Raw genomic sequence first — 11588 nt, 5'->3', positions numbered from 1 at the left:
AATTTAATAATATAATTGAGGAAAATTACTTTTTTTTCATCATACCCCTCTTTAAATAGGGGTTATATAAATATTCAACTATTAATTGAGAATTTGACCCTATAAATTTCAGATTATTACATTGAATAAACTATTTTTGTCAATCAAAAATTTGAGAACAAAATAACTACCTTAATTATGAGCAAATCTAAATTAGAGTACATCTGGTTGGACGGCTACACTCCCACCGCCAACATGAGAAGTAAAACAAAGATTGAAAAAGATTTTAGTGGCAAACTGGAAGACTGTCCTATCTGGTCTTTTGATGGAAGTTCCACACAACAAGCGGAAGGTGGTTCTTCTGACTGTCTGTTGAAGCCTGTTGCCATTTATCCCGATCCCGCAAGAAAGGAAGGGTACTTGGTGGTTGCGGAGGTTCTTAACTCCGATGGAACACCCCATGCAAGCAACTCCAGAGCTACCATTGACGATGAAAATGATGATTTCTGGTTTGGATTTGAGCAGGAATACTTCATCATGGACTCCCATACCCAGTTGCCTTTGGGCTTCCCAGTGGGAGGTTACCCTGGGCCCCAAGGCCTTTATTACTGTTCTGTGGGAGGTAGGAATACCCATGGCAGGGACATCGTAGAGCGACATGCCGATTTATGTTTGGAAGCAGGGTTAAACTTTGAAGGAATAAATCAAGAAGTGGCCTGCGGACAATGGGAATTCCAGATTTTTGCCAAAGGTGCCAAAAATGCGGGAGACCAAGTTTGGGTAGCGCGCTACTTATTGGATAGGTTGACCGAGGAATATGGGTATTATATTGAGTACCATCCCAAGCCTGTTAAAGGAGACTGGAACGGATCTGGTATGCATGCCAATTTCTCGAACAGCGTATTAAGAACTGCTGGAAACAAAGAGACCTATGAAAAAATATGTGAAGCTTTCAGGCCTGTCACCAAAGAGCACATTGCAGTCTACGGTGAATTCAATGATGAGCGTTTGACCGGCTTGCATGAGACCCAATCCATAAACGAATTCAGCTATGGAGTTTCTGACAGGGGAGCTTCTATCCGTATTCCAATTGCCACTGTGGAAAGTGGATGGAAAGGATGGTTGGAAGATAGAAGACCAGCTTCAAATGCAGATCCATACAAAGTTGCTGCTAGAATCATCAAGACGGTAAAATCCGCTGAGGTATAGAAACAACTAGATTAATTGTTGCTAAAATTAAAAACCGCCCAACTTAGGGGCGGTTTTTATTGTCGTATGGTTACGTAAATAAATCCAACGTAAAAGAGCAACAATATCACCCCATCGCGCCATCCCAATCGCAGCCCTTTTGGAATGAAGACCAAGGGTAATATTAAAAAAGAGATGCCCAGCATCCAGAATATATCATTGGAAAGCAGCCCTTGATCCACTACCGTTATCGGGGTGATTATGGATGTGATTCCCAAAACGGCCAATAGGTTGAAGATATTGGAACCGATAAGGTTTCCCAAGGAAATGGCCTTTTCCTTTTTCAAGATGGCGATTATAGAAGCCGCCAACTCAGGAATGCTGGTGCCTACAGAAACTACAGTTATTCCAATAACCCTGTCACTGACACCAAATGTAGAAGCCAGTCCAACAGCTCCATCAATCAAAAGTTCGGACCCCCCCCAAAGTGCCGTACCCCCAATACCCAAATACAGCACCGTTTTGTACCAGGGCAAAATTATGTCATCCTCAGGCATTTCATCCACAACCGCTGTTTTTTGAAATCTGAGAAGGTAAACCAAAAACAAGAACAGAAAGACAACCATGATGATTCCTTCGTAGCGCACCAACTGACCATCAAAATAGATAAATCCGAAGAAGAGCAGGGAAGCCACCATCATCACAGGCCAATCTGTGGAATAAAAGCTCTTTCGAACATCTATGCTTCCCAAAATTACCGTAATTGCCAAAACCAATCCTAAATTGGCAATATTGGACCCTACGACATTGCCCAAAGACAAGTCAGGAAAACCATCAAGAGCAGCCTTAATGCTCACTATTAGCTCAGGAGCCGAGGTGGCGAATGAAACCACCGTCATACCAATTACAATCTTTGGAATGGACAATCGAAGCGATAGGGCAACAGCAGCTTTCAAAAGCCAATTCCCGCCTGCTATCAGCAAAGCAAGTCCTATAATTATATATAATAGGTTTTCCAATTGATCAAATTTGCGCAAAGATAGCCGATGAATCCTTGGTATCTATCATAAATCATAAAAAGCATAGATGAAAATCTATACTATTTTCTCCAAAAAAATGCCTTTAAATATTACACCGGTTATCAAGAAGAGATGCTTCTATTGGAAACGAAAACCGAAAAATTGGCCATTTTTTTAACGAAATGCCCCTTGGTTTTCAGAAATCATCAAAAATGGCCTCTACAATTATAACAATTTCATATAAAATAAGAACTATTTTATTACATACCGTTACTTTTTTGTAGATCAATAGCTAAATTTTAAATATAATTTCATTTTAAACCCTACAATCCTGTATTCAATTGTATAGAAATCAATATAAAAATTTGGAAACCTGATTTTCATCATTTTATCTTAAAAAAGTAAAATAGCAACCAACGGTGCATTTCACCCTTAAAAACATTTATTTCAATGATTGTGATTGTAAAAATTTTAGTAGCCTTACTCATCGAACTTCTGACCATTTTCTTTGTATGATCCTTCCAGATTGCTCCCAAGAAAATGTCGCTATAACAATTCTTTTGTGCAAGCTTGTCAGCAATATATTGGTCGATGTCTCTTTTTAACATATTTGAACCCCAGTATTTGTTACTTTTAGCGGTCAACATCCAAAAACCTGTAGTGTGAAAAAAATAACGTATGTACTAATAGCCCTTGTTGCGATGAACTCATGTAAAGAAGAAATCAAAAAGGAGGACCCTATACAACCTAATAGGGAATTTGCTGCGCTATTGGACAGCTATTATGAAGATGGGCTGAAACTAAATCCCGTGAGTGCTACAATGGCTGGGGATAATAGATTCAATGATGAGTTTCCCAATTTTCTATCGGAAGAATACGAGGAAAAACTAAAGTCCCACTATGAAAATTACAAAAAGGAACTCTCTAAATTTCCTGACGATCGGTTGTCTGCCAGCGAGCAAATGAGCAAGTCTATTTTGGAGTGGCAGTGCAACATCAATTTGGCTGAATTTAATTTTAATGCTGATTTAAAACCCATTGACCAAATGTGGTCTGCCAATCTTTTTATAGGCCAATTGGCTAGTGGTTCTAGCGCACAACCATTCAAGACGGTGGAAGATTACGAAAAATGGATGAAACGAGTGGATGGCTATTTGGAATGGATGGCAAGCGCTGAAGAAAACATGAAAAAAGGCATGGAAACGGGCCATGTGCTTCCAAAATCCTTAATTGTTAAAGTACTGCCCCAGCTAGCATCTTTGACAACCAAAAATCTGGAGCAACATCTTTTCTATCAACCGATAAAAAAAATGCCTGCCGACTTTACTGAAGAAGAGAAAAAATCGTTGACGGATGCATACGGTGACATGGTCACTGAAAAGGTGATCCCCGCCTATGAAAAATTACATGCTTTTATGAGTGGTCCCTACCTCGAAGCTGGACGGGAGTCGAGTGGCATTCAAGGTGAACCCAATGGTGACGCCTACTATGCGCACCAAATAAAGAAGTACACGACCACCAACATGACCGCAAATGAGATTCACGAATTGGGCTTGAGCGAAGTGGCCCGAATCCGGTCCGAAATGGAAGAAATCAAAAAGCAGGTGGGCTTTGAAGGGGATTTGAAAGCCTTCTTTGATTTTGTCCGTGGCAACAAAGAGCTTATGCCCTACACAGAGCCTCAGCAGGTAATAGATCATTTCAACAAAATTCATGAACGGATGAAACCCCAATTGGAGAAATTGTTTGATATGAAGCCAAAAACTCCATTTGAAGTCCGCCGAACGGAAGCCTTCAGGGAAAAATCGGCCAGTGCCGAGTACAACCCGGGCTCGTTGGACGGCACGCGTCCCGGTATTTTCTATGTGCCCATTCTCAATGCGGAAGCTTACAATATTCATTCCGATGAGTCTTTGTTCCTTCATGAGGCCATACCAGGGCACCATTATCAAATATCCCTAACCCAAGAGAATGAGGATTTACCTAAATTCCGAAAAACATTGTGGTACAGTGGTTATGGTGAAGGTTGGGCACTGTATAGCGAATCTCTGGGCAAAGAACTTGGATTGTACACAGATCCCTATCAAGTTTTTGGCATGCTGGGTGCTGAAATGCACAGGGCAATCAGGTTGGTGGTCGATACCGGATTGCATGCAAAGGGATGGACCCGGGAGCAAGCCATTCAATATTCATTGGACAACGAAGCCGAACCAGAGGCAAGCATTATTTCAGAAATTGAACGCTATATGGCCAACCCAGGTCAGGCATTGTCCTATAAAATAGGACAGTTAAAAATTATTGAGCTTCGAAAAAAGGCTGAAGAGGCTCTAGGCGACGCATTCGACATACGACAATTCCATAATGAAGTCTTGGAAACCGGATGTGTTCCGTTGGCTCTGCTGGAAGACAAAATAAATAACTGGATTGAATCCAAGAGGTAACGATAAGAAGGGCTGCCGATGGCAGCCCTTCTTTCTGAAAATCAGTTATATATTGCGTATATTTGCGTCAGACAAACCAAGACCATGCTTTATAAAATATTGGCCAAAATAAACAAAGTCCTTTTGCCTTCGTATACCAAAAAAGGATTGGATTTGGCCAAGGCCTCCAAAATGCAATTGGCCATTATTGGGTGGCGATATTATGTGACCATAAGGGCATTGGGCTAATAAGTAAGCAGTGACCTAATTTGATGCCCATTTAGTTTATCCGCACCTTTCAAGAAGGTTAATTGTATCAAAAAATTGCACTGCACCACTTCCCCGCCCAACTTTTCAATCAACCGACATGCTGCACTGGCCGTACCACCGGTGGCCAATACGTCATCATGAATCAATACCTTTTCACCTTTTTGGATGGCATCCGTATGAATTTCCAAGATATCCGTACCATATTCCAAGTTGTAGGTTTCGCCAATTGTAGCAAAGGGTAGTTTCCCTTTCTTTCGAACAGGAACGAAACCTGCTCCAAGCTTATTTGCCAACATGGGTGCAAAGAAAAAACCGCGACTCTCCATGCCCACCACCTTATCAACGGCCTTGCCATTAACAAGGTTGAACAAGCCTTCAAATGCGGCATTCAAGGCTTTTGGGTTATTGAACATGGGAGTGATGTCCTTAAAAACGACGCCGGGTTCTGGAAAGTCCTGAATATCCCGTACAAAGGGGCGTAGATCCATTTATTTTGGGTGCTTCGGTTTTGCAGTAAAGGTAAAAAGAAATATATTTGCACCCCGTTTAAAAGGCCGCGTGGCGCAACTGAATAGCGCATCTGATTACGGCTCAGAAGGTTGCAGGTTTGAATCCTGCCGCGGTCACTCAGGATTTTTATCTTTATTCAAAAAGTCTGTGAATCAATGATTTACAGACTTTTTCATTTTGATCCAATCTATTTGATTTCATATAAAATCATACAATTCGGTGGACGATTCGGTGCCCTCTTTTTCATAATCCGTAAAAAGAATACCCGATGTGTGTTAAAGAACCGGAGCTTGGGTTTTTAAACAGAAAGTTATTTGAAATTAAATAACCTAAAGTTTGGAAAAAATGAAAGATTCCTTTTCTACCTTGTTTTACATTAGGGGCAGCAGAGTGGACAAAAATGGCATGACCCTGATCTATCTGAGAATTACCGTTAATGGAAAAAGATGTGAAATAAGCCTGCAAAGAAAGGTAAGGCCCGAGAGATGGGATTCTAAAAAAGGAAGGGTCAGGGGGACAATACATTCTACTCAGGAACTGAACCAGTTCCTTGATGGCATAGTATCAAGAGTCTATCAAATACAGGGAGAATTCATCTCTGAAGGGATTCCCTACAGCTCGGATATGATCCTAAATGCTTTTCAAGGAACGGGCAATAGACACAATACACTTTTATCGATTTACGGAGACCACAATGAGGAACTTTCAGAATTGGTTGGCAGGGAGTTCTCATCCGGGGCATATCAAAGACACCTAAGAACAGCAAGGCACTTAAAAGCTTTCATAAAGAAAGAATATGGTCATGAGGACATTAATGTAAGAAAGATCGACCTGAAATTCATCAACCGTTTTGAACATTTCCTAAAGACAAGTTTGAAAAACTGTGGGCAGAACACCGTAACAAAATATGTCACCAATCTCAAAAAGATCATGCGGATTTGTTATGCCAATGATTGGATTTCAAAAGACCCCTTCTATCATTGGAAGGCAAAATGGAAAAAGGTCGAACGTGACATTCTCAATGAAAGGGAACTTAAAACCATAATGGAAAAAGAACTCCCATCAAAAAGATTGGATCAAGTAAGGGACATCTTTGTTTTTTGCTGCTTTACTGGCCTATCCTACATTGACGTGCAAAAACTTTCAAATAATCATATCGTATTGGCGATGGACGGAAAAAAATGGATAAAGATAAAACGTACCAAGACTGATACTAAGAGCAGCGTTCCCCTGCTAATGGTTGCCGAAAAAATATTGGACAAATACAAGGTAAAGGGTCTGTTAAATAATACAGACAAACTTCTTCCTGTGATCAGTAATGAAAAATTGAACGTCTATTTAAAGGAAATAGCAAATCTATGCAATATAGAAAAAAGGCTCACTTTTCATCTATCGAGGCATACCTTCGCTACAACCGTTACCCTTGCCAATGGGGTTCCTATAGAATCTGTGAGTAAAATGCTGGGGCACTCCAGTTTGAAGACTACTCAGATTTACGCAAAGGTGCTTGACAAAAAACTCATGGAGGACATGGAACTAGTAAGGGCCAAATTCAAATTCAGCGGATGAATATTGTATGAAAAAAAGCGAGTGAAACAAAGTTTCACGCTGCAAGTCCCAATCTTACCAAAACAAACCTGCTGAGCGTGGCAGGGAGACCAATATCGTTCGTGAAGTATCTATAGGTTTCGAAGGGTCCGTTTGTAGTTTTCCAGCTCACCTTCCGTAATCTCCAGTTTCAGATAGGGCTTTCCGAATGAGGGTTTTACCAAAGTAATGTGGTCGACAACATATTGGCTTTCCCTTTTGAACATCCCCATTTTGTCCATCAACCGCTCATAGCGGATCTTGGGAACCGTTATCTCGATCTCCGGTTGTTCCTTGATTGTCCTCTGCTCAACCTTCATCGGTTTTTCATGCTTGATCTTTTGTTCGAGAAGTGCCTCCAGAATGGCATTGGTGGGCCTGGTCTGTGTAATCTCGATGTCACGGATAATGGCAATGGAGGCCTCGGTGCGTTTCCGGTTCTTAAGGATTTCCTGAAGGATGCTTTTTTCAAACCTTTCATTGGGAGTGAAGCCATGCCACTCAAAAAAGTCCATGATGCACGTCAACGTTTCGGTATGTGAGCTTGCAATCCTTTTCGAGAAGCGGCGAAATCTTTTTGCGACACTTGCCTTGATGCTGATGGCGGAAAACCCATATTCTTTTGCTCTCTGTACCATTTTACAGTAACTTTTTTCAATGTTTTAAGGTTTTCTGAGAGGGTTTACAGTAAATGGCGGATTCCGCGCCAACTTTCATTTCCTTTTTGCATCCTTTGTTCATGGGGCTTTGCGGAGCAAAATATGATTGTAGCATCGCCCTGGCGTGCTACCCTCTCGCTTCTCCGAATCTTTGACAAAGTCAAATTCGAAGAACTTTTTCTTAAGGTAAAGGCACTTTAAACAAAAAGATTGGATTGAATGGATTTTAAGGAACTGAATTGGGGGATTTTGCAAATAGTTTATGAGGGACTTACCATTCCTGAAAATTTACCAATCAAGGTTTGCCATCAATGATTTGATTTAAATCTATAACGAAAAGACTTTTATCCGAAACACTATAAAGCTTACTGCCAATTAATTTAGAATTCTTATTAACTGTGATTTTCGCGATTTTCTGACCTTCTCCATCAATTATTATAGTACCATTCTCTTTGGAGAGAAAATTGTAATCATTCCATTTAAGGTAATACAAATAAACATCATTCGTATCAATTTCATTTTCAGGCTTCAATTCCGAATCGAGGACAAGTATTTTATGTTTGTTTGTAAGTACGTAGTACTTTGTCAAATCTGTTTTTGGCAAACTTGTATATCTGGAGTTCTTTTCAATATAGACATGTTCACCAATGAAATTATTTAATCCTCCAAAAGCTACTTCACTGAATGATATACTTTCGATGAGTTGGCCGCTTTCCAAATCAAACTTTGATATCCGATTCGGAAATATTAATATAAGGTTATTTCCGTCTATGTCCATAGCATTTATATTGTCATCCTTTTTCTCGCCTACCTCTATCAAGTATTTTTGCCCCCCGGTTTCTCTGTCAAAGCAAGCTACGAAAGGTGTCCCAACATCAAGTTTTCGATATCCCAAATAGGCATATCCTTTGTTGACCACGAACAGTTCTTCTTCCTTTTTAAAGATTTGCGACTTACTGGTCTTATCATCAGGCAATTTTATTTGCCACTTAATGCTCCCTTTTTTATCCAATTTTGTAAAGTGTTCGTTTGAAGCAAAATAGAGATTCAAACTATCCTCTATAACATTTGAAGAAACATCTCTAACAAGGTCATGACCGGTTGATGCTGCATATGTTCCGGTCAAAAGCCCTGCAACTATTCCAAGGCCAGTACCAATAGTCGAGGAAGTATAGTCTTTCTTCCCAGTTTTGGTATAATAATCCCAACCCGTACCGTCATTTATATTCAATGTGTGGATGCCACCTGCAACTATCATAAGGTTAGACTCATCAATTCTGTATATATCATTCCATCCGTATTCACGAGTGATGAATCTTTCCCAAACAACATTTCCATTTCTAAGGTCAATCCCTTCCAATATTTCTGAGTCCTTATTAGAAGTGGCCAACCGATATCCCAGTGCAATTTTCTTTGTCTGGTCAACAAAAAGAATGGAATTCCTTACCTCCCATAGCTCCTCTGCGGTATCATTATCAATGCAGAAAGTTTTCCCTCCTTTGGTCCTAAGGGTAATACCCTCAAACTGTTCGATATTTTCCAATTGGTAGTTCACTTTTTCTGACCATAAAACTTTTTGCTTTACTGCATCGTACCGCAATGTGTAGCCTTTGTTCTTGAGCCACTTTCCATTATTGCTCAATCCTCTGATTTCTAAGGCAATATGGTTTGATAAAGTATCCATTTGAAAATCATTAACTCTTTCTGGAAAAACATATTCTGTGGCAAGAATTGGAACATGGGAAATTAGATTGGTGCCAATCTCTTTTTTATCATTCGTATAGACAGTTATATTTTTTTGGGAATTTACCTTAATACTTAGTACAAGTAAGGCTATAAGGGCAAGTTGGTTAGTTGTCATTGGCAATCCTTTTGAATAGGAAATTTGTTTAATCATTTTTTTGAACTTTTGCCTGATAGTCTAGTATAACACGTGATTTCTTATCCTGATATTTTCTTTCTAATAAACTTCGCAAATAAAACAATCCCTGTTGCTTGAATTAAGGTATTCAAAAAGAGTAATAACAAATTATCCAATGTCCAAAAATTAGTGTTTGATTGTATCAGTGGGAATCCATCCTTGAATTGACCAACTGGAAATCCGACAATGCTATTAACAATTCTATTAAGTTCCATTTGTTTATTATCGACATCATCTCCCATTGATAGGATTCCAAGGATAAAAGATAAAATCATCAGTCCTATTAGGATAAAAACCATTATTAAGATTATTTGGTAAATACTCTTTGTCTGAGCTTTCAAGTTATTTGAATTTAGTTTTCAATCCTTTATTTGAACTTTGGTAAAGGTCTCGGCTAGGAGTATTTGTGAAGCAATTACCTATAGCCAATGTTGTGATGCGAATTTAATTCATAAGTTTTATCATTGTTCCAAACTGCAATAACATAAATCCGCTTATTATCATCGTAAAAATTGCAATTTTTTTTATATCATTTAATTCTCTTCCCTCTTTCAAAATTAACCGCCTAAAACCAGCTGAAATCAAACTGAGTAGAGCAGTCAAAAATAAAAGTCCGACCGCTGCCAAGACTCCGTTACCAATTGGAAACCCATCCGTTTTTCCAAGAAAGAAAGGAATGAAATCAGTCAGAAATAGTAAATTCCAAACGACTATTGCACCAATCGCAAAACCCTTTTTTATTGGAGGTCCCCCTTTGGATTGTTTTTCAATTATTGTTTTGTCAATATGTTGATTTCGAACATTCTCCGAATTTAAGAACCCGGTTTCTCGAATTTGTCGAACCACTGAATTTGGATTTTTAAAAGTCCAAAATATTACCCTTTCTTTATATGATGAAACCCTATGATTAATCTTTATACTTTGTCCAATAATTGGAATCATTGTATAAGGCTCAATTGATATAATGTCTGAAGGTCGAAAAGAAAGATTGCCAACGATTGAAGCGTTTAATTCCAAAGAATCTTTGTTGACTCTAAGAGTAGCAAATGGAAATGTCGCATTAGCCATTCCAACCCTGGCTCCGCCTGTTAATTGTAATTCCTTCATTTATCTTCTAATCGTCTTTTTGAACTTTAGTTTACCTCTGACTTTTCAAATTGCAATGATTAATTCAAAAACAATAAAGGAATGTCAAACTCCACTTCCTTTTCACCCTTGTTAATTTCAAGTCCTTTAATCTGAATAAATGTCCTGCCATTTTTCTCCAGTTTTCCAATAGTGAACTTATAGTTTTTTGCAACCAAATTCTGAACATCCTTCAACATTTCACTATTTAATCCGTTAGGAAACTCAAATGCCCAGTTATGACCATTCCATCTGCTTTTAAATCCGTTTTCATCATTGTCAACTTTAACGGAACCGGAATATGACAATTTGATTTCCCCTATTTCAATCTCATTTTTGACTGAATTGATTTTAACCCTGTTCAGAATTTGAAGCCCGCCAAGGCTATTAAATGATATTGTTGAATCCGTTTTAATGATTTCAACATTTTCCTTTCCCGATGAAGTAATCTCAATATTTTTAATGAGCTCTTGAAGCTCATTATATTCATCTTTAGTAATTCCAAGATTTGGATGATATTCCATCGGCTTACCTGGAGTTGATTTTTCCATATATTCAACGAACCATTCATAATTATTTTGAATTCCTTGTTGAAATTTCATCGTCAATTCTTGTTGTTTTGGACTTTGAATGATTTTGTCCATAACATCAACGATGGATTCACCTTCTGTTAAAAAGTTGTCGATGTCAGATTGGACCTGCTTTGTTATATCCGATTTAGAATTATCCTTTTGAGAATAACTATTAATCATCAGGAAACAAACAGCAATTAATATTATAGATTTCCTCATCGTTTTTTTGAACTTTGATTTAACACATGGCCAGATTAGACTATGGATAGTTTTTATTCGTTTTTCACTTCTCCATTTTCGTCAAATAGAGTTCTTTTTGTCAAAACTCCATCTTTGTC

At 38.7% G+C, this 11588-nt stretch carries 11 protein-coding genes and 1 tRNA gene; 5 read left to right on the top strand and 7 right to left on the bottom strand.

Features of this window, described 5'->3' with window-relative positions; all coding sequences use genetic code 11:
- The first annotated feature begins 177 nt into the window (after positions 1 to 177).
- The gene (locus tag GTQ34_RS00060; protein WP_166521721.1) at positions 178 to 1188 is read left to right on the top strand and encodes a glutamine synthetase beta-grasp domain-containing protein; all 1011 of its coding nucleotides are present in this window, start codon (positions 178 to 180) and stop codon (positions 1186 to 1188) included.
- 56 nt (positions 1189 to 1244) lie between these two features.
- On the opposite strand, the gene GTQ34_RS00055 is transcribed toward GTQ34_RS00060, so the two are convergent.
- Positions 1245 to 2186, bottom strand: coding sequence for a calcium/sodium antiporter (locus tag GTQ34_RS00055; RefSeq protein ID WP_166521720.1), 942 nt, complete (start codon positions 2184 to 2186; stop codon positions 1245 to 1247).
- 662 nt (positions 2187 to 2848) lie between these two features.
- On the opposite strand from GTQ34_RS00055, the gene GTQ34_RS00050 reads away from it, so the two are divergent.
- The gene (locus GTQ34_RS00050; protein WP_417936238.1) at positions 2849 to 4627 is read left to right on the top strand and encodes a DUF885 domain-containing protein; all 1779 of its coding nucleotides are present in this window, start codon (positions 2849 to 2851) and stop codon (positions 4625 to 4627) included.
- Positions 4628 to 4711: 84 nt separating this feature from the next.
- The gene (locus GTQ34_RS00045; RefSeq protein WP_166521719.1) at positions 4712 to 4855 is read left to right on the top strand and encodes an SsrA-binding protein; all 144 of its coding nucleotides are present in this window, start codon (positions 4712 to 4714) and stop codon (positions 4853 to 4855) included.
- Here the strand turns inward: GTQ34_RS00045 and GTQ34_RS00040 are convergent.
- Entirely contained in the window at positions 4852 to 5364 is a 513-nt protein-coding gene (locus GTQ34_RS00040) for an adenine phosphoribosyltransferase (RefSeq protein ID WP_166521718.1), read from the bottom strand. The two genes, GTQ34_RS00045 and GTQ34_RS00040, sit on opposite strands and share 4 nt — an antisense overlap.
- Before the next feature lie 64 nt (positions 5365 to 5428).
- Here GTQ34_RS00040 and GTQ34_RS00035 point away from each other — a divergent pair.
- Together GTQ34_RS00035 and GTQ34_RS00030 are read left to right on the top strand one after the other, a co-directional pair.
- A tRNA-Arg gene (locus GTQ34_RS00035) sits at positions 5429 to 5502 on the top strand.
- A 229-nt stretch (positions 5503 to 5731) separates the two neighbouring features.
- The gene (locus GTQ34_RS00030; RefSeq protein WP_166521717.1) at positions 5732 to 6955 is read left to right on the top strand and encodes a site-specific integrase; all 1224 of its coding nucleotides are present in this window, start codon (positions 5732 to 5734) and stop codon (positions 6953 to 6955) included.
- Positions 6956 to 7065: 110 nt separating this feature from the next.
- Here the strand turns inward: GTQ34_RS00030 and GTQ34_RS00025 are convergent, their stop codons facing one another.
- The 5 genes from GTQ34_RS00025 to GTQ34_RS00005 form a co-directional block, all read right to left on the bottom strand.
- Positions 7066 to 7611 (bottom strand): BfmA/BtgA family mobilization protein, encoded by a 546-nt coding sequence (locus GTQ34_RS00025; protein WP_166521716.1) that lies wholly within the window; start codon positions 7609 to 7611, stop codon positions 7066 to 7068.
- 316 nt (positions 7612 to 7927) lie between these two features.
- The gene (locus tag GTQ34_RS00020) at positions 7928 to 9493 is read right to left on the bottom strand and encodes an outer membrane protein assembly factor BamB family protein (protein ID WP_166521715.1); all 1566 of its coding nucleotides are present in this window, start codon (positions 9491 to 9493) and stop codon (positions 7928 to 7930) included.
- Positions 9494 to 9573: 80 nt separating this feature from the next.
- Positions 9574 to 9852, bottom strand: coding sequence for a hypothetical protein (locus tag GTQ34_RS00015; RefSeq protein WP_166521714.1), 279 nt, complete (start codon positions 9850 to 9852; stop codon positions 9574 to 9576).
- Between the two features lie 145 nt (positions 9853 to 9997).
- The gene (locus GTQ34_RS00010) at positions 9998 to 10660 is read right to left on the bottom strand and encodes a hypothetical protein (RefSeq protein WP_166521713.1); all 663 of its coding nucleotides are present in this window, start codon (positions 10658 to 10660) and stop codon (positions 9998 to 10000) included.
- Positions 10661 to 10719: 59 nt separating this feature from the next.
- On the bottom strand, positions 10720 to 11469 hold the full coding sequence (locus GTQ34_RS00005; protein ID WP_166521712.1) for a hypothetical protein: 750 nt from the start codon (positions 11467 to 11469) through the stop codon (positions 10720 to 10722).
- Between the last annotated feature and the right edge of the window lie 119 nt (positions 11470 to 11588).

Origin of the sequence: Flagellimonas ochracea (assembly GCF_009903685.1) — a bacterium.
Classification (GTDB): Bacteria; Bacteroidota; Bacteroidia; order Flavobacteriales; family Flavobacteriaceae; genus Flagellimonas; species Flagellimonas ochracea.
The sequence above is the reverse complement of the archived record's forward strand: the minus strand, read 5'-3'. Positions and strand labels throughout refer to the sequence as shown.

Coding starts and splice junctions, on each gene's coding strand:
- GTQ34_RS00005 (WP_166521712.1), bottom strand. CDS start 11,469: ATGAGGAAATCTATAATATTAATTGCTGTTTGTTTCCTGATGATTAAT.
- GTQ34_RS00045 (WP_166521719.1), top strand. CDS start 4,712: ATGCTTTATAAAATATTGGCCAAAATAAACAAAGTCCTTTTGCCTTCG.
- GTQ34_RS00025 (WP_166521716.1), bottom strand. CDS start 7,611: ATGGTACAGAGAGCAAAAGAATATGGGTTTTCCGCCATCAGCATCAAG.
- GTQ34_RS00015 (WP_166521714.1), bottom strand. CDS start 9,852: ATGGTTTTTATCCTAATAGGACTGATGATTTTATCTTTTATCCTTGGA.
- GTQ34_RS00010 (WP_166521713.1), bottom strand. CDS start 10,660: ATGAAGGAATTACAATTAACAGGCGGAGCCAGGGTTGGAATGGCTAAT.
- GTQ34_RS00060 (WP_166521721.1), top strand. CDS start 178: ATGAGCAAATCTAAATTAGAGTACATCTGGTTGGACGGCTACACTCCC.
- GTQ34_RS00030 (WP_166521717.1), top strand. CDS start 5,732: ATGAAAGATTCCTTTTCTACCTTGTTTTACATTAGGGGCAGCAGAGTG.
- GTQ34_RS00040 (WP_166521718.1), bottom strand. CDS start 5,364: ATGGATCTACGCCCCTTTGTACGGGATATTCAGGACTTTCCAGAACCC.
- GTQ34_RS00020 (WP_166521715.1), bottom strand. CDS start 9,493: ATGACAACTAACCAACTTGCCCTTATAGCCTTACTTGTACTAAGTATT.